We start from the raw sequence: 24,448 nt of genomic DNA, 5'->3' as shown, positions 1-24,448 counted from the left end.
CTCCCCAACCCCGGCTTTTAACGGCCCTCCGGGCGCCCAATGGTGTATGATACCCAGCGCGCCCCGCGCTGGTCGCGCCCCTTTACGACGGTGACCACCGCCCGCCTCCCGCTTTCGCGGGAGGCGGCCGGAGTGCTTTTTTGGTGCTTGCACTAGCTAGCAGACGTGACGGCGAGTTACTGTATCTATCAGTAACACAAAGGAGTGTGTCTGATGCGGGCAAAGCTGCCTACACCGGCGAACCTCACCCAGCGGGTTCGCGACCTGATGCGACAGCATCGAGCCGACCTGCGGACCCGGACCTACGGCAATGCGGACCTGAATCCGCCCGCCGGTCCCTACGAGGTCATCCCGGTCACCGCGAACGACGGTGCCCACCTCCGAGTGCATGCCTACGGGCCCGCCGAGGGCGACGTCATCGTGCTGGTGCACGGGTGGACCTGCTGCCTCGAATACTGGAACCCGCAGATCAATGCCTTCGCCGGTGAATACCGCGTCATCGCCTACGACGTGCGCGGGCACGGCGAGAGCGAAGCGGGCACCGCGAAGCTCACCACCGATCAGCTCGCCGACGACCTCTCCGACGTCCTGGCTGCCACGCTGAAGCCCGGTCAGAGGGCCGTGCTGGTGGGACACAGCCTGGGCGGCATGACCATTCAGGCCTGGGCCGGACGGTATCCGGAACAGGTCAGGCAGCGGACCCTCGCGGTGCTGATGACCAATACCGCGTCCGGGAATCTGATCGCCGAGACCACCGTGGTGCCGCTGTTCAATCGCGGACCGCTGCGGCTGCCGTTCTTCGTCGGGCTGCTCGGGTTGAGCGCGCCGATTCTCTTCCCGCCGGTGAACCCGGTGAAGTGGATCTTCCGGCGGCAGATCATGAGCCTGGACTCGGTCGGGGATATCGCCGACTTCGGGCAGGACATCGTGCGCTCGTGCCCGGCCCGGGTGCGGGGACGGTTCGGCACGCTGCTGTCGTACCTGGATGTGGGTCGCGGGGCGGCGAATCTGACCGTGCCGACCACGATTCTCGCCGGATCGGCGGATGACATGACACCGCTGGTGCATTCGGAGCGGATCGTCGAAATGCTCACCGAGGCGGGAAGTTTGGATGCCTACCGGGTGCTGCCGACCGGCCATCTCGGGAATGTGGAGGCATACCGGGAGTTCAATGCCGAACTCGCGCGGGTTGCCAAGTCCGCGTTCGGGATTCCGGCGAAGGTGGTCGGGGCCTGACGGGTGGGTGATTCCCACCCTGGGGTCGCTTATCCGGGGCACATAACTGCCCCAAAATGTGTTGTAGACAACAGCAATGCTCAATCCCGATGAGTGACTCGAGTATGTGTCGCGGTAGGCGGGACGGGGTATTCCAGAAGAAGGCGGGGCAGATGCGGCGAGATTGGACTTTCTCGCCGCTTGCTCTAGCAAGCACTGTCGCTAGCGCGGTAGTGTGGCCGGGAACACAAAGGAGTGCTCATGCTGGTGAAGCTGCCTGAGGCCGGTGCGGACATGATGACCGCGCCCTTCCGGACCGGACTCCGGTCCCGCGCCTACAAGACCGAATCGCTGAACACGCGACGGCCGGACGAGATCATCCCCGTCACCACCCGAGATGGTGCCAAGCTCCGCGTCCACGCCTTCGGCGACGCCGACCGTGAAGTCATCATTCTCGCCCACGGCTGGTCCTGCGCCATCGAATACTGGAACCCGCAGATCAATGCCTTCGCCGACAACTACCGCGTGATCGCCTTCGATCAGCGCGGACACGGCGAAAGCGCTCCGGGCACACGGCCTTTCAGCGCCGACCAGCTCGCCGACGACTTCTCCGACCTGCTCGACGCGGTCCTGCGTCCCGGCCAGCGCGCCACGCTGGTCGGACACAGCATGGGCGGCATGACCATTCAGGCCTGGGCGCAGAAGTATCCGGAGCAGGTCGCCCAGCGCGTCTCCTCGGTACTGCTCGCCACCACGGCCGCACGGCAGATTCCGCACCGCGCCACCGTGATTCCGGTCTTCAATGATCTGGTTCCCGCACCGGAGTGGCTGGCCCGCACCCTCTTCGGCACCCCGCTGCCGCTGCCCGGTGGGCGCGCGGTGGGCGTCATCGCCAAGAGCCGCCTGCTGAATCCGTCCGCGACCGCCGATCAGGTGAATTTCGGGCTGTCCATTGTGCGGTCCTGCCGTCCGTCGGCCCGCGCGGCCGTCGCCCGCGGTCTGCTGAGGCTCGACTTGCACGGTGCTGCAGCCAATCTGACGGTCCCCACCACCGTCATCGCGGGTTCGCATGACCGGCTGCTGCCGGAATTGCATTCCCGCGAGATCGCCGACACGCTGGCCGACGCGGGCTATCTCGACCGCTACGTCATCCTGCCGACCGGTCACCTGGTGAACATCGAAGCCGAGGACGCGTTCAACCTCGAGCTCCGTCGCGTCATCGCCATGGGCCGTCGCGGGCTGGTTGCTGTCGCCGGATAAGAGGCGTTTCGCCTGCCGTTATGCTGCCGGGTATGAGTTCTGTGCCCGACGATCGTCGCTACGTCCTGACCCTGGGCTGTCCGGACCGTCCCGGCATCATCGCGGGCATTACCTCCTTCATCGCCGACTTCGGCGGGTCGATCGTGGAGGCCGGATACCACTCGGACCTCGACACCGGGTGGTTCTTCACGCGGCAGGCGATCAAGGCCGCGACCGTGCCGTTCTCCCTGGAGGAGCTGCGCGACCGGTTCACCGCCGTCGCCGCCGAGCTCGGGCCCGAAACCGAATGGCAGGTCATCGATTCCGGTGAGCGCCGTCGCGCGGTTCTGCTCGTCAGCAAGGACGCGCACTGCCTGCACGATCTGCTGGGCCGTGCCACCGCCGGTGAGTTGCCCGCCACCATCGAGGCCGTCATCGGCAATCACCCGGACCTGGCCGGGATCACCGAGGCGCACGGCATCAAATTCCATTACGTGCCGTTCCCCAAGAACCCGGCCGACCGTGGCCCGGCCTTCGAGCAGGTTCGCGAATTGGTCGACGTGCACGACCCGCACGCCGTGGTGCTGGCCCGCTTCATGCAGGTCCTGCCGCCGGAGCTGTGCGAGCACTGGGCGGGCCGCGCCATCAATATCCATCACAGCTTCCTGCCGTCCTTCGTCGGCGCGCGCCCGTATCACCAGGCCTTCGCCCGCGGCGTGAAGCTGATCGGCGCGACCTGCCATTACGTCACCCCCGAACTCGACGCGGGCCCGATCATCGAGCAGGACGTGAGCCGCATCGATCACGCGGACACCGTGCACGACATGGTCCGTCAGGGCCGGGACATCGAACGTGTCGTTCTCGCTCGCGGCCTCCGCTGGCACCTCGAGGGCCGCGTCCTGGTCCACGGCCGCCGCACCGTCGTCTTCTCCTGATCCGCCCGCCGGAGGGTGCCGGTCAGAGGGTGTAGAAGGGGTCCGCGTAGCGGAATTCGCCCTTGATCTCCGGGTCGTAGGCGGCCAGGGGGCGGACCTGGAAGTGGGAGGTCCAGTCCGGCTGGTCCGGGACTATGCCGAGGCGGGTGCCGGGGATGAAGCCGAAGCGGGGGTAGTACTCGAGGTGGCCGAGCAGGCCCACGAGAGGTTCGTCGAGGGCGTCGGCGGCGCCGAGGGCGGCGTGCATGAGGGCCGCGCCGATGCCGTCGCGCTGGCGGTCGGCGCGGACGCCGATCGGGCCCAGGGCGAGCACCGGGAAGGGGCCGATACCGGCTCGGGTGAGGCAGACGTGGCCGACTATGTCGTCGTATTGCTCGGCCACCATGGACAGCGTGGGCATCCACCCGGAGCTGTCACGAAGTAGACGGACCAGGCCCACCTCGGGTGGGTCTACGGGTGATCGGGGCACGTCAGCGGGGCCATTGCCATTGGCGCTCGCGTACTGGGCGGCGAAGGCGCTGCGGTGCACCGTGTCGATCGCGGCGGCATCGCCGGTACGTTCACGACGGATCAGCACCCTACGAGTGTGCGTGACGGCCACGGCGGCCCGCAACGGAATTCGCCACGGATATGCCAAACTCCTTGGTCATGGCACAGATTTCCCGCCGGGACGTGGCGGCGATGATCGATCACACCCTGCTTGCACCGGAAGCGACCGCCGCGGATGTGGAGGCGCTCATCGAGGAGGCCCGCGACCTGGGCGTATTGGCGATTTGCGTCTCGCCGTCCATGCTGCCGGTGCGCGCACCCGGTCTGGTGGTGGCGACGGTCGCGGGTTTTCCGTCCGGCAAACATCATTCGCTGGTGAAGGGCGCGGAGGCCCGGCTGGCCGTCGATCAGGGGGCGGCCGAGGTCGATATGGTCATCGATGTGGGGGCCGCGCGGGCCGGTGATTACAACGCCGTACTGGGGGACATCATCACCGTGCGGGAGGCGGTCGGCGATCGCGCGGTGCTCAAGGTGATCATCGAATCGGCCGCCCTGAGCGATGAGGCGATCGTCGAGGTGTGCCGGGTGGCCGAGCAGGCGGGTGCGGATTTCGTGAAGACCTCCACCGGATTCCATCCCGCCGGTGGCGCGAGCGTGCACGCGGTGCGCTTGATGGCGGAGACGGTGGGCGGGCGGCTCGGCGTGAAGGCCAGCGGTGGTATCCGAACCAGCGCGGCGGCGGCGGAATTGATCGCCGCCGGCGCCACGCGGTTGGGACTGTCGCGTTCTCGTGAAGTGCTGGAAGGCTTTCCGGCCTAGCAGCCGGTGTCGGTGGTCTTGCCGTCGGCGGGCTGGAGTTCGGTCTTGCCGCCGGTCAGGCTGATGTGCAGGCCATCCTTGGTGACCTCGACCTTGGTGGGCTTCAAGCCCATCGGGTAGCTCTGCAGGCTCTCGGTCATCAATTGCACGATGCCCGAGACCAAGTCGGTGGGCAGGCCGAAAATGAGCACGGACGCGGAGAGGGTTTCCACCTCTATCTTGTCGCTGACGATCTTCGGCTTCACCTGCAATTGGGCGACCCCGCCGAGCGCCGCGAAGCTGAGCGTGCCCTTCGACGGATCCGAGGTGGCCCCGGATACCAAGCCGCCCAGCGTCTTCTGGATTCCGGCATTGCTCCAGGTGACGTCGGCGGTCGAACTGTCGGCGGTGATGCCCTGCTTGCCATTGTCCTTGATGTCGATGTCATCGAAGACGGCGTGCACCTTCATATCCTGGGCGGGACCGAACTTGGTGTCATCGCTGTCCACCGTCGCCGAGGACACCTTGCCGTCGAACGCGGTGAGCAGCAAGGGCTTCCAGCCGAACGACACGTCGATCTTGGAACCCATCTGCGCCTCGAACTGCGAGGCGACGCAGTTGCCGTAGTGCTGGCGGGCATACGCCTCGCCACCGGCCAGGCCGCCCACGATGAGCAGTGCCACCACGAGTCCGACGATCAGCAGGGTCCGCTTGGGCTTCTTCTTCGGGGGCATACCGTCCTGTCCGCCAACCGGATTCACGGGCGGGGGAGTGACCGGCGGTACCTGACCCAGGCCGGGGCCGGAGGAAGCGCCCGCCGCGTAGGCCGCCGCCTCGCCCGGATCGAAGGCGGCGGTGTGCTGGGTGCCGGTGTCGTGTGCGCCCAGCACCGAGGTGGCCTGGTCGCCAGTGCCGGGCGTGCCTAGCTGCGTGGTCTTGTCGTCCCATCGGGGAGCGGGCTGTGCGCCGTGGGCGGGGATGATTTCGGTTTCGCCCCCGTCGACGGGGTAGGCGGCGTGTTGTGGTGTCTCGGCCGCACCGATCACCTGGGTGGGCGATTCATCCGACGGGCCGTTCGCCGCGCTGTCCTGAGCGTGGCCGGCTGCGTCGTCCGAGGTGGGTTTCGAACTCATGGGGGCGATTGTTCCCGAGCTTTCTGTGTGGGCTCTGTGCTTCCGATGAGGTGTCGGCTCACACAGCGCGGATTGTGACATAACACACAGGAGGCTGGCGTAGCCTGAGGAGCATGGCTGGGAACGACGCAGCGGAGCCCGACACTCAGGACGGCTGGCAGGCGCTGCAAGAGTTGGCCGGCCGGCACGCCGGGTATTTCACCACGCGTCAGGTGCTGCGCACCGGCTGCGAGACCCGGATTCGGGATGGGCTGCGGGACGGGACCGTGCTGCGCGCAGGCGTCGGCCTGCTCCGGCTCGGCGACTGGCCCGACGGGCCCCTGGACGAGTACGCCATGTGGTCGGCCTGGTTCGACGGGGCGGCCGCGGTCTCCCACCACAGTGCCGCCGAGCTCCACGGGCTCGGTCGCCTTCGCCCCCGGTTCGTACACATGTCCGCGCGGGTCGGCCGGTTCCCGCTGTCTCCGCGCCTGGTGGTGCTGCGCCGCACGTTCGCTCGCAAGGATGTCGAATCGGCGGGCACGTTCCTGGTCACGACCCCCCTGCGCACGGTTCTCGACCTCGCCGAAGCCGGAATCGGACAATCCGCTCTCGATGAAATAGTCGCCGACGCGGTCGCCATCCACCGTTGCGCTCGCGCCGAAATCCGTTCCGCCAGTGCCGCTCTGTCGCCCGCGACCGCGGCGCGCCTGCATCGCGCCCTGACCCGCGCCTGATCGCAAGGCGTACCGGTCGCATGGTTTCGAGTTTTGCGCGGACGCTATTCGTGGCAGGCTGATCGCTCATGGGGACGGTCGGCGATGGCATGTGGGACCTGGTATTTCCGCCTGGGCCGCCCGATCGGATCGCGGATATGTTCTCTGCGGCGGTGGTCGCCGATGCCGTGCGGCCGTATGACGCGGATCTGGCGCAATCGGTGGAGACCTGCCGGGACTGGCGGCGCGACTATCACCGGGTGTTCCGAGGGATGACCGCGCTGGCGGTGAGCTCGCCGATGGTGTCGCACGGGATCGCCCGCGAAGGCTTGCGCTCGGTGCGGACCATGCTGCGATTCGCCGCGGGCCGCACCGTCACCTCCCTCGATACGGTCGACGTGGATGCGGAGGCGGACGGAACCGTCCTCGACACGCAGGAAGTGGCCGGAACCGCCGACGCCGTGCCGCGTCTCGAAGTGCCGTGGCACGGAAAGCTATTGGCCGGGGACAGCCTGCGCGGGCAACTGTCGGATTGGCGGCGGCGCGGGATTCTCGAGCCCGGCTTCGTGAGCGCGGTCGAACAGGTCATCGACAACCCGGAATGGTTGCGGCTCCCGGGTTTTCGCGTCACGGTCACCGGTGCGGCGGCCGAACTCGCGCCGCTGCGGCCCCTCTTGTCCTGGGGCGCGGACGTGCTCGCCGTCGATCGACCGGGTCGTGCCCGCTGGGCTCGGCTGCGTGCGCTCGCACAGTCCGGTGCGGGCACCATGCGTTTCCCGATCTCCGCCGCCGGTCCCGGCGTCGATATCGTCAGAAGCTTTCCGGCCCTTGCCCACTGGATCACCGCGCACTCCGATGCCCGCCCGGTCCTCGGCCTGTATGCGGGCCTGCCCGGTGCGGCGGGCGTCCGCTTGGCCGCCGCCTGCGATGTCCTCACCGAGTCCCTCCTGGCCCATCATCCGGATGCGGCCGTGGCGCTGCTCGGCTCGCCGACCGACTGCTACGCCGTTCCGGCCTCGGTGGTGGCGGCCGCCCGCGCCCACCTGACCGAGCGAGGAATCCGGGGCAATGCCCAAGATCTCCTGCACCGCGTGGCGCCCCGCTCGCTGTACCGCCTCAACTACGCCCGCCCGATCTTCGATGCCGACCACAACGCCTGGGGCCTCTTCGATAATCTCCCGTCCCTCTCGGGCCCCGACTACGCCCTCTCCCAACGCCTTCCGCGCTGGCGCGCCACCCTGGCCCAATCCTCGGGCCGCACCGTCTCCTTCACGGTCGCGCCTCCCGCCTGGACCCCGGCCGTCCACCGCGAAACCCCCTGGCGCACAGCGGCCTACCGAGCCGCCTCGCACTTCGGAATAGAAGTCTTCGACCCCGCCACGGCCGGCCCCCTCCTGGCCGCCAAGTTGGTGGCAGACCTCTTCGCCCCGCCCGCCCCCAGCCTCAACCCCGAGGCCCTCTTCACCGAAGGCGCTGCCCACGGCGGCCTCTGGCGGCAGCCCTTCGCCCCCCGCTCCCTCGTGGCTCCCGCCGCTCTCTCCGGTGTGGCCCAATCCCTTCGCGACTCCGCCCGCTCGCTCTTCACCTCGGACGACGAAAACCCCAAGCCACAAACCTGATTCGGCCCCTGTTCCACAAGCTCCAATGATCCGCGCGGGAGTGCGCGGGTCATTGCAGCCTGCGGTCCGGCCAACGTGCTCCACGAAGAAGCTGGTGTTGGGGGGCCGTTGGGGGACAGTGTAATTGCGCCACGGCCCGGGGTGCTGCCGAATTCGAGCGAGCGGCTCAGGGAAGAGGTGCGACGGCCTTCCATGGGACCGTGAGGGTGTTGTCGCGGAGGCGGCGGCGTTGGGGGCTGAGGGGAAAACCCTGTTCCCGCAGGAGGTTTGCGGCGTGACGCCAGCGGGCTCGGGGGCCGTAGGGGGCTAGCGGGGCGGAGCTGGCCCAGGCTCGGTCGGCGGCCGTCAGGAGGGTGTGGATGGGTTCGCCGGGGATATTGCGGTGGATGAGGGCCTTGGGGAGGCGTTCGGCTATGTCGGAGGGGCGGTCGACGGTGAAGGGGTCCCAGGCCAGGGTGAGGGAGAGGGGGCCGGTGCGGTCCAAGAGGATCCAGGCGCAGCGGCGGCCGAGTTCGTCGCAGGTGCCGTCCATGAGGAGACCGTCGGGGTGCAGGCCCGACAGGATGGTGGACCAGGCTTCGGGGACGGCGGATTCGGGGTATTGGCGCAGGACGTTGAAGGCGCGCACCAGGATCGGGTGCAGGCCCGCCAGTTCGAAGCCGCCCCGGGCGAAGGTGACGCCGTCCCGGCCGGGGGCCACGCGTTCGGGATCGATTTCGAGGCCGACCACGCGCAGGTCGGGGCGGACGGTGCGCAGGCGGGCCGCGAGTTCGAGGGTGGTGACGGGGCTCGCGCCGTAACCGAGGTCCACCACGAGCGGATCGGCGGCGTTCAGCAACCGCTCGGCCACCAAAGAATCGTGGGTGAGCCAGCGGTCGCCGCGCCGCAGCCGATTGATGCCGGTGGTGCCGCGGGTGATCGTCCCGATCGGTTTCAGGCGGCGTTCTGATCCAGCCAGAGCTGTGTCACCTCGGCTTCGGCGCGGAACAGGTCGATCAGGTTCACCAGCATGAGTTGTTCGAGCTTGCGCCCGAAGAACGGGATGAACACCTCGGCCTGGGAGGAGGTGCGCAGGGTGCAGCCGGTCTCGGTGGGGAACAGGCGCATGGTGCCGCCGAGAGTGCCGGGCCCGCCGGGGATTTCGGCGACATATTCGCCGGTCGCCTCGGGTCCGAAGGGTCCCCAGGTCTCGCGGCGGGTGATCACCATGTCCTTGCGCATGACGGTCTGCGCCAGGTCGGGCAGGCTGTCCTTGGGCAGCACATGCCGGGTCTCCACCGTGATGCCGTGGTCTCCGGCTTCCAGGCTCACCAGGTCATTGGGGGAGTGTTTCCGCATCTCTTCGATCCGCGCGTCCCAGTGGTCGCGGTTCATGAGTGCCGCGTACACCTCTTTGGTGGTGTGCAGCGGATAGCGCGCGGAGTAATCCAGTCGGCGGGGCACGATCGATCAGGCTACTGCGGGCAGCGTCGTTTCAGGGCGAACCGAGCCAGTTACGTCAGTGCGAACTCAGCCACGCCGCGGTGAACTCGGCTTCCCTCTCGAGCAGTTCGGTCAGGTGCTGCTGGATGGCGGCCTCGATCTTCTTGCCGAAGAGCGGGATCTTCACCTCGATGGTGGCGTCCACCACGAACTTGGAGCCGGTGCCGTCATCGGTGACGGTGAGGGTGCCGTTGACATTGGCGGGCACGCCGTCCACATGCGCCTCGACGGTGCCGCCGGAGCCGTTCCAGGTTTCGATGCGCGGAATGATCAGGTCGCCGGGGCGGACCGCGGTGACCTGCGCGGGCAGTTCGGAGGCGGGGATGGCCTGCACCATATCGACGCGCACCTGGTCACCGTTGATGCTGATCGAGTCGATGCGGGCATTCGGGCCGCCGACTTCCTCGATCCGGTCTTTCCAGTACTGCTCGTCGGCGAAGGCCGCGCGCACGGCGGCGGTGGAGTGGACGGAGTGCGCAGTGAAGGCCAGAGGTGTCGCCATGGTCGGACAGGTTACCGTTTATGCCCGTGCGTACTTCTCGGGTGGTGGCCTTCTCCGACCTGCGGGACCGGCTCGCGGCGACCGGCGCGTGGTTGCGCGACGCGGTGCCGCTGGCGGAGCTGACGACCCTGCGGGTGGGTGGTCCGGCCATGGTCGCGGACTGCCCGAGCACGGAGTCGCTGGTGGCGACCGTGCGGGAGCTGGATGCGGCCGGGATTCCGCTGCTGTTGCTCGCGGGCGGCTCGAACCTTCTCATTTCGGACGAAGGCTTCAACGGGGTTGTCGTCCGGATCGCCTCCCAGGATGTCGAGATCTGGGAAGGTCATGTCGTCGCCGAGGCGGGCGCGAATTGGGACGCCGTGGTGGCCGCCACGATCGCGGAGGGCTTCGGCGGTCTCGAATGCCTGTCCGGAATCCCCGGTTCGGCCGGTGCCACGCCGGTTCAGAATGTCGGCGCGTACGGCGTCGAGGTCGCGAGCCTGCTGCGCCGCGTGCATCTGCTGGACCGCGCTTCCGGCGAATGCCGCTGGGTCGAACCGGCCGAGCTCGGATTCGGTTACCGCACTTCGATTCTCAAGCACTGTGACAAGGCCGTCGTGCTGGCCGTCGAATTCGCCCTGCACCAGGACGGTTCCAGCGAGCCGCTGCGCTACCGGGAACTGGCCGCCGCACTGGGCGCCGAAGAGGGCGAGACCCGCCCCGCCGCCGACGTCCGCGACGCGGTCCTGCGGTTGCGTGCAGGGAAGGGCATGGTGCTCGATCCGGCCGATCACGACACCTGGAGTGCGGGCTCGTTCTTCACCAATCCGGTCGTACCGGACACCCGGGTGGCGGAGGTGCTGGAGGCGGTTTCCGCACATGTCGGCGCGGATGTGGCGGTGCCCACCTGGCCGGTCGAGGGCGGGGTGAAATTCTCCGCGGGCTGGCTCATCGAACGGGCCGGCTTCGCCAAGGGCTTCCCGGGCGAGGATGCCCCCGCGCGACTGTCCACCAAACACACGCTCGCACTGACCAATCGGGGTTCCGCGGCGGCCGCTGACCTGCTCGCTCTCGCACACACCGTGCGCGACGGCGTCGCCGAGCGTTTCGGCATCGTCCTGGAGCCGGAACCGGTCACGGTGGGTTTCGAGCTCTAGGCGTGTCCCGAGCCACTCCGTCGTCGGCTGAAGCACTCGGTTCGCACGGGTAACCTCGAGACAGTGAGCAATCGAGGAGTGCCGGTCCGGCGGAGGACCGCCATGCTGGGTGGCCTGTTGGCCGCCGCGTCCGTGGCGGCGGCCGCGTGTTCGTCCGACAAAGGCGGTAGCGGCTCGGCCAAGGACAGCACCCCCGCTGCCAAGGTGACGACGGATCCCGGCAATAACGCCGAGAACGTCAACCCCACCGCCAAGATCTCCGTCTCCGTGACGGGCGGCCGCATCGACCAGGTGACGCTGACCAATCCGAACGGTAAGCAGGTCACCGGCGATTTCAATGCCGACCACACGCAGTACACGGTCAATGAGGTGCTCGGCTACGGCGTCACCTACACCTGGTCCGGCACCGCCACCGGCACCGACAACAAGCCGGTCACCATCGACGGCAAGTTCACCACCGTCAGCCCCAAGACCCAGGCCCCGGCGACCATCAATATCGCCGACAACCAAGAGGTCGGCATTGCCGCGCCGATCATCATCCAGTTCAAGGGGCATGTCGAGAACAAGGCGGCCGCCGAGAAGGCCCTGGTCGTCACCACCACCCCGAACAATGAGGGCGGCTGGGCCTGGCTGCCCGACGACAATGGCGGCTCCCGCGCGCACTGGCGGCCCCGCGAATACTGGCAGCCCGGCACCACGGTGCACGTGGCCGCCAAGCTGTACGGCCTGGACCTGGGCGGCGGCATCTACGGCGCGTCCGACCTCACCTCCGATTTCCGCATCGGCCGCTCCCAGATCGTGAAGGCCAACGCCCCCAGCCACCGCATCCAGGTGGTCCGCGAAGGGCAGACCGTCTTCGACTTCGCGTGCAGCTACGGCGAAGGCAATCAGGACCGCAATGTCACCCGCTCCGGCATTCACGTGGTCACCGAGAAGTACGAAGACTTCATGATGTCCAACCCGCCGTTCTATACGAACGTGCGTGAGCGCTGGGCCGTCCGCATCTCCAATAATGGCGAGTTCATCCACGCCAACCCGGAATCGCTTGGCGCGCAGGGCAATACCAATGTCACCAACGGCTGCATCAACCTCAGCCCGAGCGACGCCCAGCAGTACTTCCCGACCGCCCTCTACGGCGACCCGGTGGAAGTGACCGGCACCCGCATCCCGCTCTCGGCGGCCGACGGCGACCTGTACGACTGGACCATCGACTGGGACACCTGGAAGACCATGTCGGCGCTCAAGGGCGATCCCGCGTCCGTCGTGACCGCCGCACCGGTGACCCCGGCAGCTCCTCGCTGAGGATTCCGCCCGTCCCACCCCGGTCGTGACGTTCCGCAATGCGCGACGGCCGGGTTGGGGTTATGTTTTGGCCCTCTCGAGAGTGTGAGGAGGGCCGGTGGTCGCGCGTGAGTCGCCAGTGTCGGAGGCCGGGTCGGTCACGGCGGCAACGGGTTTCGGGCGGAGGCTGAGCCCGTCCGAGCGGTGGTTCTGGATTATCGATCAGATCTCGCCAGCGAACTGCTGTGTGCGGGTGCGGGTGACGGGAGCGCTTTCGCCGGAGCAGTTGGAGCGGGGAGCGGCCGCGGTGATGGCGGAGTATCCGCTGCTGCGCGCGGGGGTGGTGGATCCGGCCGGGGGTGATCCACGGTTGGTGGCCCTGGATGCCGCGCGGATTCCGGTGCGGCGAGTCGAGACCGTGGATCCGCAGCGATGGCGCGCGGAGATTGATGCCGAATTGGTCGAACCGCTCGAGGTGCGGGCGGGGCTCGCCCGGATCGTGGATGTGGCGAGCGGTGCGGGAACGGCCGAAGAACGGCATGACCTGATCGTGACCATCTCGCACCTCATCATCGATGGGCGATCGCTGCTCACGGTGCTGCGCAAGCTGATCGAATACGCTGTGGGGAACGGAGATTCGCACGCGGACATGGTTGTGGGGCGTGCTGCCGTGCCACCTTCCGACGATCTCATTCCGGTTGGGGCGCGAGGGTTTTGGCGGTACGTGTACACGACGCTGTTCGATCAGGCGGCGGCCTTGGTGCTGCGGCCACAGCGGCTGACGGGGGCGGTGCCCTTGGCATTGCCCGAACGGCGTACCAAGTTGGTGCACAGGGTGATTCGGGCCGAGGAGCTCGCACCGCTGGTCGCGGATTGCCGACGGGCCGGGGTCACCGTGCACGGAGCCCTCGCTGCCGCGGTCGCGCGGGCGATCGGTCATACCGTGCGGCCCGGCGGGCGCGGGGTGGCGGGGATCGGGTCTCCGGTGGATTTCCGGGGGGAGCTCGAGCCCGTGCCGGATGCGGCGGAACTCGGGATCTATGCACCGGTGCTGGCCGGATTCGTGCGATTCGGCCCGGAGATATCGCTCTGGGACATGGCGCGATCGGTCAATCGGCAAGTGGAGCGCGGAGTTCGGCAGCGGCGGCATCTGTCGACCGTGGCGGGTATGCGGTTCGGGACGCCGCGGACGGTCGAATCCGGGCGGCGCTTGGTCGAATTGATCGATCGGCGTGCGTCGTGGAATGTCTCGGTCACCAATGTGGGACGGGTGGAGTTTCCCGAACACATTGGAGCCTTGCGGATTTCGAGCCTGGTACTGACCGGCTCGAACTCCTGCGTCAGCGCCATGACCGTGGCGATCTCCACCGCGCACGACGAAATGCAACTGAGCTTCTGCTACGTGGACGGCGTGCTGACGGCACGTCAAGCCGAGGACTTCGCCGACCACGTGCTCGGAGCGCTGGCGGACCGACCCGCGGACCTATAGCGGGCTCAGTCGAATCGGCCCGCCAGCCGGGTACGCAACGCGGCGCGATCGGGCTTGCTGGTGCGGCCGCTCACCGGGATTTCCGGCACCAGCACGATGTCGTCCGGAATCGCGGATGTGTCTATGCGAGTGGGTAGTTCACGGTGCAGGCGGGCAATGAGGTCGGTGGCATCGGGGTCGGCGACGACGGCGAGAATGATGCGTTCGTCGCCGATCTCGTCGGGGACGCCAACCATGATGGCTTGGTGGACGCCTTCGATCGCATTGATGGCGGGCTCGTACAGTCCGGGGTAGATATTGGTCTTCCCCCGGATCATCATGTCCTTCTTGCGGCCCATGAGGATCAGGATGTCGCCGTCGAAGCGGGCCAGATCGCCGGTGTGGATTTCCTCCAGCCCGGGTTCGCCGAGATAGCCGCGGCACAGGTTCGGGCCGGAGAGGATCAGTTCCCCGTCCTCGGCGATGCGGGCGGCCACACCGGGCACCGGCACGCCCAAGGGGTCGCCGGGGCCGTCGAATCCCAGTTTCGCGGTACCGGAAGTGATTGCCACGGGCAGGATTTCGGTCATGCCGTAGATGGCGAGGAATTCACAGCCGGGCAGGGCGGCGCGGGCACGGCGCAGCAGGGCCGTCGTTACCGGGGCCCCACCGAGTGAGATCTCGCGCAGGGCGGGCGCGGCGATCGTCCCGGATTCGATGGCCGTGAGCACCACCGCCAGATCGGCAGGGGTGAAGAAGGCGTGGGTGGCGGCATCGAGGGTGCGCGCGAATCGGATCGGATCGATATGCGTGCCGAAGCGGGGATACCGCGGCATGGACCACCACGCGCCCGCCATCAGTGCGGGCAGGCCCATCATCAACTGCTCGGTGTGCAGGCGCACGCCCGGTCCGAGGCTGCTGCGGCCCGCCATGGCTGCCAGACCCGCGCCGAGCGAACCACGCGTGTGCACAACGGCTTTCGGCGCCGCCGTGGTTCCGGAGGTGAAGACGATCAGTGCCTCGGCCTCCGGGTTGGAGAAGTCGGCGGTATCGACGAGGGCGCGGGTCGGGGTCAGCAGTTGCCGGATCGGGATCGATGCGGCGGGGGTGCCGGGCAGGCGCGTGCCGCTGTGGATGTGGCGGACCGGCAGGTCACCGAAGGCGGGCAGGGACAGGCCGAGCTTGCGGCCCGCGCGAGTCAATGGCCCGCTGAGCAGGTACAGCAGGGATTCCGTTGCAGCCCAGGTGGGTTGGACCAGGTCGATGCGGCGCGCGAAGAGTTCCGGGCCGACGCCGGGGTCGACGAACACGATGGTGCCGCCCGCGGCGATGGTGCCGAAGACCAGCAGTACCGCGTCCACGCAGGGCCGGATGGAGAACAGCATGCGGTCGCCGGGCCGGAAGCCCTTGGCGTGCAACTGGTTCGCCACCGAGATGATGCGCGCCTCGAGTTCGGCGTAGGTGAGCGGCTGCTCGGCGATCATCCCGAAGGCGGGCGCGTCCGGCCGCAGCCGGACCTGCTCCCGCAGGAGTTCGAGGAAGTCCTGGGAGAGTTTCTCGGTATCGGTCATCGAATGTCCACCAGTTCCGGCTTGTATCGGTGATCGGCGTACCAGGCGAGGGTCTTGCGGACGCCCCAGGCGCGCACCCGGCGGTTGGAGCCGTAGACGCGGACATCGCGGCGCAGTCCGTAGTCGGTGGTGATGGTCCGGACGGCATTGACCAGTGCGCGGTCCTCGTGCAGGTCTTCGATGGCGGTGCGCGGGAACCCGCCCGCGGCTTCGTACAGTTCGGCCGTGATGGCCATATTGCAGCCCGGCGTCATGACGTAGGGCCCGAGATAGCGGGAGTCCTGATTGCCCGGCCGGAACTTGCCGAAGGTGGACGCCACCTCCAATGCCACCCGAATGATGGTGCGGTCCACCCATTTCACGCCCTCATCGGTGCGTGGAATGAGTTGCCCGCTGATCAGCCGGAGCCCGGATTCGAATGCGGCATTGATGCGCGTGGTCCAGTCGGGGGTGGGCAGGCAGTCCGCATCGGTGCGGGCCAGTCGCACCGCGCCGCGTGAAATGGCATGGCGCATACCGGTGTCCGCCGCCGCGCCGGTGCCCTTCTGGGTCTCCTCGATGAGCTCGATCCGCATCCAGGGGTGTTCGGAGGCGAAATCGCGCACCACCGTGGCGGTGTCGTCAGTGGAGTTGTTGTCCACCACGACGAGCGTGAAGTCCCGGTCCAGCTGCGCGGCCAATGCCGCCAGGGCGCCGGTGATTCCGTGCTCCTCGTTGTACGCGGGCATGACAACCCACAGTTTGCTCATCGAAAGATCCCTCCGGAGGTCTCGCGCTGTCTATCGCCCTTGATCGGCGAGGGGTTTCACCGCAGCCGATAGGCGATGGCGGCGGCCGAGGGTCCCGCTCCCGCCGCGACGAACAATGCCACGTCGGCTCGGTCGAGTTTGCCGCTGTCGCGGGCGGCCAGGTAGGCGGCGGGCAGTGCGGATGTGTGGGCGTCCAAGCGCAGGGAGGTGGAGCGCTCGGCGTCATCGGCGCAGACCGAGTCTGCGGGCACGCAGACCGAGTCTGCGGGCAGTCCAAGTCGCTGTGCCAGCAGCGCCGGGAATTCGGCGGTGGGCCGCCCGCAGATCAGGACGATCCGCTCGGCGGCCACATCGGCGATCTCCACTGCCTCGCTGGCCGCGGATACCGCGTGGTGCAGCAGCTCTTCGACCCCATTGGTGGTCCGATCCACCACGATGGTGGAGCGTCCGCTCACGCCCATATCCGACAGCCGGACGTACCCGACGGCCTCGGGCCGCCCATCCGTGGCGCTGATGTGCAGCGCCCCGAATCCCTTCGGACCCGGAATCCGCTCCAGCACCATCGCGGCCCCGACCGGTTTGATCGGGAATCCGGGTTGCGGTTCAGGCGATTTCGACGGATGCGCGTCACCGGAGACGATGAGTACCCGCTGCACGGTCGGCGCTTCCAGCAGCGCCTGGCTGACCTGAATGGCGTTGAGTACGCCGGTGGCCCCGTTCATGAGATCGAAGGACAGGCAGGGCACATCGCCGCTGCGGTACTCGAGCCCGATGCCCGCCTGTTGTTGAATGAGCGCCGACATGGCGGGTTCCACCATGTTCGAATCGCGATAGACGCCCGTATTGATCAGCGCGTCAATGTGTTCCGGTGTGGTACCGGCTTCCGCGATGGCGCGCCTCGCTGCTGCCGCCGCTTGTTCGATGGAGCTTCCGCCGCCGATTTCTACTGTGACTGAAGAAATTACGATGCCCATGGATATCACGCCCGAAGTTCGCCGAGAGTTACGGACAGGAACCCGGCCACCACGCCGGAGGCTGCGGGCACCATCAGTACTTTCGCTCCGGACGCTAGCCTTTGTTGTTTGAGCGCGTCGTGTAATACCACGAAATGCGAGGTGGATGCGGTGTTTCCGTACTTCTCCAGTACGGCAAGACCGGTCGGCATGGTGGAGTCGAATTCCCGCTCCGCGATCTTGTTGATCAATTCCACCGCGGGCCCACTGAATTGATGATGGATCAGATAGTCGTAGTCCTCGGCGGTGAAGTCACTGCCCCGTGCGTGCAGGAAGTCCTTCTGCCGCGTGGTCCACAGCAGATACCGCGACTCGTTGTGCATGGCCCGGTTGTCGGTGTACAGCGCGATACCGGAGCTGCGATCGCTCGGCATGCCGAGGCACAGCTGCGCGAAGGCCGCACTGGTATTGAGTTCGATGTAGTCGATGCAGTCGCCGTCGACGCCCTTACCGTCCAGGATGACCGCCGCCGCCCCATCACCGACGGTCAGCGAGGCGAACTGCGGATCGTACTTCTCCGACATCTCCAGTACCGCGGTGTCGGCGATGGGAGTGATGTACTCCCCGGACACGACGAGCCCGCGTTCGACAATGCCCGCGCGGATCATTCGATCCAGCACCAGCACGCCGCTCATCATGCCCGCGCAGGCATTGGACACGTCGAAGTGGATGGCTCCGGTCGCGCCGAGTTCATTGCGCAGCATGAGTGCGAAGGACGGTTCCACGCAGAATTCGTCGCCGCGAATGCGGGTGATCGAGCAGGAGATGATCACGTCCAGATCGGCGGCCGCATAGCCGGAGTTCCCGAGTGCGCTGCGGGCGGCGGCGAGGGCGACGGTGAACGAGTCCTCGGGTAGTCCCTCGGCATCCGTGCCGCAGCGGCGGCGGTTCCGGACCCCGCTGACTTTCTCCAGGTCGACCGGGGATTCGATGGCCAGTTGCGCCAGCAGTTCCGCTGTCGATACCTCGTCGGTGGGGAGGTACGAGCCCACCGCTTCGATTCGGGATTTCAGCATGCGTGTTCACTCCAAAGCAGCCCACAAGTTGCCCGGGACGCTAGCAGTGTGCGTATTTCTATTTTGAAAATTCTCTAAGTCAGACCGTGTGAGGTGAACGACATTGCGCAGCAATGCCTGATTGACGTACAGAAGTGTTCGTAGCCGAGATCCGCCGGGAGTAGCCACCATGCCCAATGCCGCCAAGAGGCATGAACTAGCCCTGCTCGCCGCCGGTCAGCCCTGGCTGCCCGCCCTGCTGCTCGTGGGGCGCGCCGCCAAACCCATTCGCAAGGTGCCCAAGCTCGGCTGGTTCGTGGCCGACCCCCTGGTCGCCCGCCAGATCTACAACGACAGCACGCACTTCAGCATCGTCTCCGAAGGTGCGGCCGGGCACTGGTGGGCGCAGGTCATCGGCGACTGGGTCGAGGACCTCTTCGAAGGCCCCGGCCATGTCGCCCTGCGCGCCAAGGTGCGGGACCTGTTCGCCGCCAAGCACACCGACGCCCTGGTGGATCGGGTCATCGGCCCCGGCCTGAAGGAACTCTCCAACGACCTCGCCGCCGGGAAAACCGTGGACGTCGCCGAACGGGCCCGGGTACTGGTCGGCCGCAGCGTCTCCGACCTGGTCGGCATGGAACCCGCCGATATCGCCGCCATCTTCGCCGACGGCGGCTTCACCACCGACGATCCGGACGAGCCCTTCCGCGTGCTCTTCGAACACGTCGAGGAACTCGTCAACCTGGCCATGGGCACCATGGCCTCCACCACCCTGGACCCGGTGGCCGTCGAGCGCGCCCGCACCCTGGCGGGCAAGCTCGCCACCTCGGTGCCCGCCGCCTACGCCCGCGCCGACGGCAACACCACCCTCGGCCGCTGCCGCGAACTCGGCCTGGAAGTCGAGCACGCCTCGGGCCTGGCCATTCTCATGGCCGTCGCGGGCACCGACACCCTCGCCAGCTCGATGAGCCGCATGGTCGCGATCCTGCACGACAGCGGCGAACAGCGCGCCCTGCTCGCCGCCCCCGAACGCACCCCCGATGCCGTCCGCGAAACCCTGCGCGTCACCAGTCCGGCGTACCTGGTCGGCCGGTCCGTCACCGCCGACGTGGAGATCGCGGGCCGCAAACTCACCGCCGGTGAGCACGTCAAAATCCTCACCTGGTCGATCAATAATTCGGTGGGCGGGTTCAGCATCAGCCGCGACTACATCCCCGAAACCCGGCAACTCTGGTTCGGCGGCGGCCGCCACCTGTGTCTGGGCGCGCAACTCGTGCACTCGGAGCTGACGGCCCTGCTCGAGGCGCTGACGGTCAATGGCCGCCCCTACGAGATCGTCGAACGCCGCTACCGCAGAAAGGTTTTCATCCCCACCTACGAGACCCTCCGCATTCGCCTGGCCGACTGACCGCGCTCAGGCCTCGGGTGCTTCGATCGGATCCTTCTGCCCGCGTGTGGATCCCACGCATGCCACGATCACGCACCCGATCGCGAGCCACTGTCGCAGCGAGAGTAATTCACCCAGCACGATGAGGCCCACCAGCGCCGCCACCGCCGGTTCCAGGCTCATCAGGATTCCGAACACGCGAGCGGGCATGCGCCGCAAGGCATCCAGTTCCAGCGAGTAGGGGATCAGCGAGGACAGCACGCCCACGGCCATGCCGAGCAGCAGCAGCCGGGGATCGAGCAGGGCGCTACCGCCCGAGGCGATCCCCATCGGCAGCATGACGAGGGTGCCGATCAAGCTCCCGATGGCCAAGCCGGTCATGCCGGGGAAGTCCTTGCCCACGGCCTGGCCGAGCAGAATGTAAGCGCCCCAGCCCACCCCGGCCAGCAAGGCGAACCCGATACCGACGGCATCGAGCGCGCCGCCGCCCTTGGCGAGCAGCACCACGCCGGTGGCCGCGAGGGCCACCCACAGCAGATCCCACGCCCGCCGCGAGGAAATGACCGCGACGGTCAGCGGCCCCAGGAACTCGATCGTCACCGCCACACCCAGTGGAATGCGCGAAAACGACTGGTAGATGCAGAAATTCATCAAGGCGAGGGTCAGTCCGTACCCGACCGCCAGTGTGAGACTCCGAGCGGAGTGATCACGCCACACCGTCCGTAATGCCTTGCGCGCCAGGAACCCCAGCACCAGCGCCGAGGTGAACAGCCGCAGCAGCACCACGGCGTTCGGTGGTAGCTCCTCGAACAGCTGCTTGGCAATGCCCGCCCCGGCCTGCACCGACACGATCCCGGTCAGCACCAGCGCCGACGGCGGCACCGACTCCAGCGATAACAGCCGAGGCCGCGAAATCTCGCGCGTCACCACGCCTCCTCAACGATTACGGCTACGGCAGCACGGTCGGTACACCGCTGCCTGGTCATCCCGACGTGGTTTGGCCGGAAACAGGAGTAACTATCTGGGGCGCCGGTAGATTCCGGCCGAGAGCACGCCGGAATGACGATGTCATGCGGGTCAGCTGCGTCGTGCGAAGCGGCCGGCTTCGGCCTGGTCCCGCGGCTTCACGACGATGGTGTCGAGATTGACGTGCGGCGGCCGCGAGGCGACGAAGCCGATGATCTCGGCAATGTCCTGTGCGACAAGCGGATCGATGCCGTCGTACACCTTGGCGGCGCGCTCGGTGTCACCCTCGAAGCGGACGAGGGAGAACTCGGTTTCCACCGCGCCCGGCGCGATCTCGGTGAGCCGCACCGGCTTTCCGAGCAGTTCCCCGCGCAGGGTCCGGTGCAGCACCGCCTGCGCGTGCTTGGCGGTGGTGTAGCCGGAACCATTGTCGTAGGCGGTGAAGGCGGCCACCGAGGTGATGGTGACGATCAGCCCGTCACCGGATTCGATGAGCTTGGGCAGCAGCGCCTTGGTGACCCGCAGCGTGCCGAGCACATTGGTCTCCCACATCCACCGCCAGTCGTCCAGGTCGGCCTCCGCCACCGTGGCCAGTCCCTTGGCCCCGCCCGCATTGTTGACCAGCACATCGCAGCGCCCGACAGCGTCGGTGAAGGCCTGCACCGAGTCCTCGTCGGTCACGTCGAGTGCGAGCGCGGTCCCGCCGATCTCGGCCGCCAGCTGTTCCAGCCGATCGATCCGTCGTGCCCCCACGAACACGTGGTACCCCTGCTTCGCGAGTTCGCGGGCGGTAGCTTCCCCGATCCCCGAACTTGCTCCGGTCACGACAGCGGTGCGAGTGCTCATCCCCTGAGCTTAAAGACGGCGTGTCGAGCAGGCTCGCCGAGGTACACACCCTCATCGCCTGTCCGGCCCCGACGCTTTCCGCTCACGCTGCGCGCAACACCTCCGGTTAGCCTGGCTGCTATGGCGATTCGGGAAGTAGTCAGTGCGGACGGGACCACTATCGTTTACCGGGTCACCGGCCCGGAGGGTGCGCGACCGCTGGTCCTGCTGCACGGATGGTCCGGAACGCTGCGGTGCTGGGGCCGCGCGGCCGACGAGCTGGCCGAGAGCTTCCGGGTGATCGCCCTTGATCTGCGCGGTCACGGCTACTCCGACGCCCCGGAATCCGGCTACGACGACCCTAAGAACTGGGCCGCCGACGTGGCCGCCGTCCTCGCGGCCGAGGACATCACCTCGGGCGCGATCCTGCTCGGCTGGTCCTACGGCGGCATCGTCCTCACCGACTACCTGGCCGCCTACGGCACGGGTGCGGTCGCGGGCGTGGTCTACACCGGTTCGCAGGCGGGCATCGGCCGCGGCGTCCCCGGCGCGGAGACCGGCCCGGCCATGGCGAAGGCCATCCCCGACGTCTTCTCCGAGAGCGCGGGCTACGCCAATCGGGGTTTCGCCGCCTTCGGCAATGCCAATACCGGTCCGGGCCGCGACAAGGGCGAGGATGCGCAGCGCCTCTTCGGCGGCAGCGTCGCCACCCGCCCCCGGGTTCGCAAGGCCCTGTTCTATCGCACGGTCGACAACACCGAGACCTTGCGCACCCTCGATGTCCCGGTCCTGGTCATGCACGGCACCGCCGATCCGGTGGTTCCGGTCGAGAACGGCCGCTATATCGCCGACACCGTCCCGGCTGCCCAGACCTCTTACTGGGAGGACTCCCTGCACGGCCTGTTCATCGAGGATCCGTCGCGCTGGGTGGCCGAGATCACGGACTTCGCCGCCGACCTGGCCTGATGCCACCTCAGCGCCCCAAGCATTGCAATCACGCTGATGAAATTCCTTGTGACTCAGCTCACTTGGGAAGGTGTCCAATGTTTTTACCGTTATAGCTCCCATGCACACTGGAGTGGTGAGTCAACGCCCCGACCTACGGCCTGATCGGATTGCCGTTCTATCGGTGCACACCTCACCCCTCGCGCAACCGGGTACCGGCGACGCGGGCGGCATGAATGTCTACGTGCTGCAGACCGCCATCGAACTGGCCCGTCGCGGCACCCAGGTGGAGATCTTCACCCGCGCCACTTCCTCCAATGACGAACCCGTGGTCGAGGCCGCCCCCGGCGTCCTGGTCCGGCATGTGCAGGCCGGGCCGTTCGAGGGTCTCGACAAGCACGATCTGCCGACGCAGCTGTGTCCGTTCGCCGCCGAGGTGCTGCGCACCGAGGCCCGGCATCAGCCCGGCCACTACGACCTCATCCATTCGCACTACTGGCTGTCCGGTCAGGTCGGCTGGCTGGCCCGCGACCGCTGGCGCACGCCCATGGTGCACACCGCGCACACCCTGGCCGCGGTGAAGAACGCCTACCTGGCCGAGGGCGACACCCCGGAACCGGCCGCGCGTGAGATCGGCGAGAAGCAGATCGTCGCCGAGGCCGACCGTCTGGTCGCCAATACCGCCGAGGAAGCCCGCCAACTGGTCGAGCTGTACGGCGCCGACCCGGACCGCATCGACGTGGTGCTGCCCGGCGCGGACCTGAACCTTTACCGACCCGGCGACAAGGCCGCCGCCCGCGCGGAACTCGGCCTGCCCGCCGAGGAGCGGATCGTCGCCTTCATCGGCCGCATCCAGCCGCTCAAGGCCCCCGATGTGCTGGTCCGCGCCGCCGCGCAAATGCTGGCCGACGAGGCCGTGCAACCGCATCGTCCCGACCGTCCGCTGCGTGTGCTGATCGTCGGCGGTCCCTCCGGCTCCGGTCTGGAACGCCCCGATGCCTTGATCGAATTGGCTTCCGCCCTGGGCATTTCCGATCGCGTCACCTTCCTGCCGCCGCAGCCTCCGAACCGCCTGGCTCAGGTGTACCGCGCCGCGGATCTGGTGGCCGTGCCCAGTTACAACGAATCCTTCGGCCTGGTCGCCATCGAGGCGCAGGCCAGCGGCACCCCCGTGCTCGCCGCCGATGTGGGTGGCCTCGGCACCGCGGTCCGCGACCATGTCTCCGGGCTGCTGGTCCCCGGCCATCACACAGCCGATTGGGCGGCAGCCCTGCGCTCGCTGTTCGACAATCCGGGCCGACTCGAGCAGATGGGCGTGGCCGCCGTCGAGCACGCCTCCAACTTCTCCTGGGCGCATACCGCCGACGGACTGCTCGACAGCTACTCGGCCGCCCTGTCCCAGGCGCGGGTGTCCCGCAGCCGCGGCAGTAGCCTGCATACCGACAGCAATCACGCCAGGTCGCTCGCGCTCTGGCGTCGCCGGACGGGAGTAGTACGCCGATGAGCGAGACCGCACAGTTGATCGACGACACCCTGCGCGACCGCGACATCGAATACACCCGTGAGGGCGAGGACACGTTCGTCGTGATCCTGCCCGGTGAGCGCAAGCTCAAGACCACCGTCATGGTCACCGTCGGCAAGCACGGCGTGCGCATGGAGTCCTTCGTCTGCCGCAAACCGGACGAGAACTTCGAGGGCGTCTACAAGTTCATGCTGCGCCGCAATCGCCGCCTGTACGGCGTGGCCTACACCCTCGACAAGCTGGGTGACATCTACCTGGTCGGCCGCATGTCCACGCACGCCGTCACGCCCGATGAACTCGATACCTGGTTCGGCTCGATCCTCGAGGCCGTCGACGCCGATTTCAATGTGCTCCTCGAGCTCGGTTTCGCCGAATCCATTCGCAAGGAATGGAAGTGGCGGGTCTCGCGCGGCGAATCGCTGAAGAACCTGCGCGCCTTCGAACATCTGGTGGATACCGCGGACCAGCCGTAGTCGCCCCGGG

24 protein-coding genes are annotated in these 24,448 nt (G+C 67.6%); 13 read left to right on the top strand and 11 right to left on the bottom strand.

The window, feature by feature from the left end; genetic code table 11:
• The first annotated feature begins 213 nt into the window (after positions 1 to 213).
• From AB0N05_RS04450 to purU, 3 genes are all read left to right on the top strand, one after another.
• Positions 214 to 1,236, top strand: a complete 1,023-nt coding sequence (locus AB0N05_RS04450) for an alpha/beta hydrolase (RefSeq protein WP_364687376.1) — start codon at positions 214 to 216, stop codon at positions 1,234 to 1,236.
• A gap of 240 nt (positions 1,237 to 1,476) precedes the next feature.
• Entirely contained in the window at positions 1,477 to 2,475 is a 999-nt protein-coding gene (locus tag AB0N05_RS04445; protein WP_364687374.1) for an alpha/beta hydrolase, read from the top strand.
• A gap of 32 nt (positions 2,476 to 2,507) precedes the next feature.
• Positions 2,508 to 3,389 (top strand): formyltetrahydrofolate deformylase, encoded by an 882-nt coding sequence (purU, locus tag AB0N05_RS04440; RefSeq protein ID WP_364687372.1) that lies wholly within the window; start codon positions 2,508 to 2,510, stop codon positions 3,387 to 3,389.
• Positions 3,390 to 3,411: 22 nt separating this feature from the next.
• On the opposite strand, the gene AB0N05_RS04435 is transcribed toward purU, so the two are convergent.
• On the bottom strand, positions 3,412 to 3,966 hold the full coding sequence (locus tag AB0N05_RS04435; RefSeq protein ID WP_364687370.1) for an N-acetyltransferase: 555 nt from the start codon (positions 3,964 to 3,966) through the stop codon (positions 3,412 to 3,414).
• A 71-nt stretch (positions 3,967 to 4,037) separates the two neighbouring features.
• On the opposite strand from AB0N05_RS04435, the gene deoC reads away from it, so the two are divergent.
• Positions 4,038 to 4,697, top strand: coding sequence for a deoxyribose-phosphate aldolase (gene deoC / locus AB0N05_RS04430; RefSeq protein WP_364687368.1), 660 nt, complete (start codon positions 4,038 to 4,040; stop codon positions 4,695 to 4,697).
• Here deoC and AB0N05_RS04425 read toward each other — a convergent pair.
• Entirely contained in the window at positions 4,694 to 5,809 is a 1,116-nt protein-coding gene (locus AB0N05_RS04425; protein WP_364687366.1) for a DUF2993 domain-containing protein, read from the bottom strand. The two genes, deoC and AB0N05_RS04425, sit on opposite strands and share 4 nt — an antisense overlap.
• 113 nt (positions 5,810 to 5,922) lie before the next feature.
• Between AB0N05_RS04425 and AB0N05_RS04420 the strand changes: the two genes are divergently transcribed.
• Both AB0N05_RS04420 and AB0N05_RS04415 read left to right on the top strand, forming a co-directional pair.
• Positions 5,923 to 6,525 carry a type IV toxin-antitoxin system AbiEi family antitoxin domain-containing protein gene (locus tag AB0N05_RS04420; RefSeq protein WP_364687364.1) on the top strand — a complete coding sequence of 201 codons (603 nt, stop codon included), beginning with the start codon at positions 5,923 to 5,925 and terminating at the stop codon, positions 6,523 to 6,525.
• Positions 6,526 to 6,593: 68 nt separating this feature from the next.
• Positions 6,594 to 8,123 carry a hypothetical protein gene (locus AB0N05_RS04415; RefSeq protein WP_364687362.1) on the top strand — a complete coding sequence of 510 codons (1,530 nt, stop codon included), beginning with the start codon at positions 6,594 to 6,596 and terminating at the stop codon, positions 8,121 to 8,123.
• A 166-nt stretch (positions 8,124 to 8,289) separates the two neighbouring features.
• On the opposite strand, the gene AB0N05_RS04410 is transcribed toward AB0N05_RS04415, so the two are convergent.
• The 3 genes from AB0N05_RS04410 to AB0N05_RS04400 are packed head-to-tail and all read right to left on the bottom strand — an operon-like array spanning position 8,290 to position 10,107.
• Positions 8,290 to 9,060 carry a class I SAM-dependent methyltransferase gene (locus tag AB0N05_RS04410; RefSeq protein WP_364687488.1) on the bottom strand — a complete coding sequence of 257 codons (771 nt, stop codon included), beginning with the start codon at positions 9,058 to 9,060 and terminating at the stop codon, positions 8,290 to 8,292.
• Positions 9,057 to 9,566 carry a DUF2505 domain-containing protein gene (locus tag AB0N05_RS04405; RefSeq protein WP_364687360.1) on the bottom strand — a complete coding sequence of 170 codons (510 nt, stop codon included), beginning with the start codon at positions 9,564 to 9,566 and terminating at the stop codon, positions 9,057 to 9,059. Before AB0N05_RS04405 ends, AB0N05_RS04410 begins: the two co-directional genes overlap by 4 nt.
• A 55-nt stretch (positions 9,567 to 9,621) precedes the next feature.
• The gene (locus AB0N05_RS04400) at positions 9,622 to 10,107 is read right to left on the bottom strand and encodes a DUF2505 domain-containing protein (protein ID WP_364687358.1); all 486 of its coding nucleotides are present in this window, start codon (positions 10,105 to 10,107) and stop codon (positions 9,622 to 9,624) included.
• A 26-nt stretch (positions 10,108 to 10,133) separates the two neighbouring features.
• On the opposite strand from AB0N05_RS04400, the gene AB0N05_RS04395 reads away from it, so the two are divergent.
• The 3 genes from AB0N05_RS04395 (at position 10,134) to AB0N05_RS04385 (ending at position 14,013) form a co-directional block, all read left to right on the top strand.
• Positions 10,134 to 11,243 carry a UDP-N-acetylmuramate dehydrogenase gene (locus AB0N05_RS04395; protein WP_364687356.1) on the top strand — a complete coding sequence of 370 codons (1,110 nt, stop codon included), beginning with the start codon at positions 10,134 to 10,136 and terminating at the stop codon, positions 11,241 to 11,243.
• Positions 11,244 to 11,306: 63 nt separating this feature from the next.
• Positions 11,307 to 12,545, top strand: a complete 1,239-nt coding sequence (locus AB0N05_RS04390; RefSeq protein WP_364687354.1) for an Ig-like domain-containing protein — start codon at positions 11,307 to 11,309, stop codon at positions 12,543 to 12,545.
• A gap of 97 nt (positions 12,546 to 12,642) precedes the next feature.
• Positions 12,643 to 14,013, top strand: coding sequence for a hypothetical protein (locus AB0N05_RS04385; RefSeq protein WP_364687352.1), 1,371 nt, complete (start codon positions 12,643 to 12,645; stop codon positions 14,011 to 14,013).
• Between the two features lie 5 nt (positions 14,014 to 14,018).
• Here the strand turns inward: AB0N05_RS04385 and AB0N05_RS04380 are convergent, their stop codons facing one another.
• Genes AB0N05_RS04380 through AB0N05_RS04365 form a run of 4 tightly spaced genes read right to left on the bottom strand, consistent with a single transcriptional unit; the run spans position 14,019 to position 18,341 of the window.
• A complete protein-coding gene (locus tag AB0N05_RS04380) occupies positions 14,019 to 15,563 on the bottom strand; it encodes a class I adenylate-forming enzyme family protein (protein ID WP_364687350.1) in 1,545 nt (514 codons plus the stop codon).
• Positions 15,560 to 16,312, bottom strand: coding sequence for a glycosyltransferase (locus AB0N05_RS04375; RefSeq protein ID WP_364687348.1), 753 nt, complete (start codon positions 16,310 to 16,312; stop codon positions 15,560 to 15,562). The genes AB0N05_RS04380 and AB0N05_RS04375 overlap by 4 nt, the downstream gene beginning before the upstream one ends.
• 56 nt (positions 16,313 to 16,368) lie before the next feature.
• Positions 16,369 to 17,286, bottom strand: a complete 918-nt coding sequence (locus AB0N05_RS04370) for a hypothetical protein (protein ID WP_364687346.1) — start codon at positions 17,284 to 17,286, stop codon at positions 16,369 to 16,371.
• Between the two features lie 5 nt (positions 17,287 to 17,291).
• The gene (locus AB0N05_RS04365; RefSeq protein ID WP_364687344.1) at positions 17,292 to 18,341 is read right to left on the bottom strand and encodes a 3-oxoacyl-[acyl-carrier-protein] synthase III C-terminal domain-containing protein; all 1,050 of its coding nucleotides are present in this window, start codon (positions 18,339 to 18,341) and stop codon (positions 17,292 to 17,294) included.
• Between the two features lie 169 nt (positions 18,342 to 18,510).
• Between AB0N05_RS04365 and AB0N05_RS04360 the strand changes: the two genes are divergently transcribed.
• Complete coding sequence (locus AB0N05_RS04360) at positions 18,511 to 19,728, top strand: cytochrome P450 (RefSeq protein ID WP_364687342.1); 1,218 nt, start codon at positions 18,511 to 18,513, stop codon at positions 19,726 to 19,728.
• Positions 19,729 to 19,734: 6 nt separating this feature from the next.
• Here the strand turns inward: AB0N05_RS04360 and AB0N05_RS04355 are convergent, their stop codons facing one another.
• On the bottom strand, positions 19,735 to 20,634 hold the full coding sequence (locus AB0N05_RS04355; protein ID WP_364687340.1) for an EamA family transporter: 900 nt from the start codon (positions 20,632 to 20,634) through the stop codon (positions 19,735 to 19,737).
• A 150-nt stretch (positions 20,635 to 20,784) separates the two neighbouring features.
• Positions 20,785 to 21,519: an SDR family oxidoreductase gene (locus AB0N05_RS04350; RefSeq protein WP_364687338.1), complete on the bottom strand. Its 735-nt coding sequence runs from the start codon at positions 21,517 to 21,519 to the stop codon at positions 20,785 to 20,787.
• Positions 21,520 to 21,639: 120 nt separating this feature from the next.
• Between AB0N05_RS04350 and AB0N05_RS04345 the strand changes: the two genes are divergently transcribed.
• From AB0N05_RS04345 to AB0N05_RS04335, 3 genes are all read left to right on the top strand, one after another.
• Positions 21,640 to 22,464, top strand: a complete 825-nt coding sequence (locus AB0N05_RS04345) for an alpha/beta hydrolase (protein ID WP_364687336.1) — start codon at positions 21,640 to 21,642, stop codon at positions 22,462 to 22,464.
• Between the two features lie 100 nt (positions 22,465 to 22,564).
• On the top strand, positions 22,565 to 23,947 hold the full coding sequence (gene mshA / locus AB0N05_RS04340; RefSeq protein ID WP_364687334.1) for a D-inositol-3-phosphate glycosyltransferase: 1,383 nt from the start codon (positions 22,565 to 22,567) through the stop codon (positions 23,945 to 23,947).
• Positions 23,944 to 24,438, top strand: coding sequence for a YbjN domain-containing protein (locus AB0N05_RS04335; RefSeq protein WP_364687332.1), 495 nt, complete (start codon positions 23,944 to 23,946; stop codon positions 24,436 to 24,438). The genes mshA and AB0N05_RS04335 overlap by 4 nt, the downstream gene beginning before the upstream one ends.
• Positions 24,439 to 24,448 lie beyond the last annotated feature (10 nt).

The sequence above is a fragment of the Nocardia sp. NPDC051030 genome (assembly GCF_040683015.1).
GTDB lineage: Bacteria > Actinomycetota > Actinomycetes > Mycobacteriales > Mycobacteriaceae > Nocardia.
The sequence above is the reverse complement of the archived record's forward strand: the minus strand, read 5'-3'. Positions and strand labels throughout refer to the sequence as shown.

Excerpts from the sequence above, each read along its gene's own strand:
- AB0N05_RS04450 (WP_364687376.1), top strand. The coding sequence starts at position 214 with ATGCGGGCAAAGCTGCCTACACCGGCGAACCTCACCCAGCGGGTTCGC.
- AB0N05_RS04445 (WP_364687374.1), top strand. The coding sequence starts at position 1,477 with ATGCTGGTGAAGCTGCCTGAGGCCGGTGCGGACATGATGACCGCGCCC.
- purU (WP_364687372.1), top strand. The coding sequence starts at position 2,508 with ATGAGTTCTGTGCCCGACGATCGTCGCTACGTCCTGACCCTGGGCTGT.
- deoC (WP_364687368.1), top strand. The coding sequence starts at position 4,038 with ATGGCACAGATTTCCCGCCGGGACGTGGCGGCGATGATCGATCACACC.
- AB0N05_RS04425 (WP_364687366.1), bottom strand. The coding sequence starts at position 5,809 with ATGAGTTCGAAACCCACCTCGGACGACGCAGCCGGCCACGCTCAGGAC.
- AB0N05_RS04420 (WP_364687364.1), top strand. The coding sequence starts at position 5,923 with ATGGCTGGGAACGACGCAGCGGAGCCCGACACTCAGGACGGCTGGCAG.
- AB0N05_RS04415 (WP_364687362.1), top strand. The coding sequence starts at position 6,594 with ATGGGGACGGTCGGCGATGGCATGTGGGACCTGGTATTTCCGCCTGGG.
- AB0N05_RS04400 (WP_364687358.1), bottom strand. The coding sequence starts at position 10,107 with ATGGCGACACCTCTGGCCTTCACTGCGCACTCCGTCCACTCCACCGCC.
- AB0N05_RS04380 (WP_364687350.1), bottom strand. The coding sequence starts at position 15,563 with ATGACCGATACCGAGAAACTCTCCCAGGACTTCCTCGAACTCCTGCGG.
- AB0N05_RS04375 (WP_364687348.1), bottom strand. The coding sequence starts at position 16,312 with ATGAGCAAACTGTGGGTTGTCATGCCCGCGTACAACGAGGAGCACGGA.
- AB0N05_RS04370 (WP_364687346.1), bottom strand. The coding sequence starts at position 17,286 with ATGGGCATCGTAATTTCTTCAGTCACAGTAGAAATCGGCGGCGGAAGC.
- AB0N05_RS04365 (WP_364687344.1), bottom strand. The coding sequence starts at position 18,341 with ATGCTGAAATCCCGAATCGAAGCGGTGGGCTCGTACCTCCCCACCGAC.
- AB0N05_RS04360 (WP_364687342.1), top strand. The coding sequence starts at position 18,511 with ATGCCCAATGCCGCCAAGAGGCATGAACTAGCCCTGCTCGCCGCCGGT.
- AB0N05_RS04350 (WP_364687338.1), bottom strand. The coding sequence starts at position 21,519 with ATGAGCACTCGCACCGCTGTCGTGACCGGAGCAAGTTCGGGGATCGGG.
- AB0N05_RS04345 (WP_364687336.1), top strand. The coding sequence starts at position 21,640 with ATGGCGATTCGGGAAGTAGTCAGTGCGGACGGGACCACTATCGTTTAC.
- mshA (WP_364687334.1), top strand. The coding sequence starts at position 22,565 with ATGCACACTGGAGTGGTGAGTCAACGCCCCGACCTACGGCCTGATCGG.
- AB0N05_RS04335 (WP_364687332.1), top strand. The coding sequence starts at position 23,944 with ATGAGCGAGACCGCACAGTTGATCGACGACACCCTGCGCGACCGCGAC.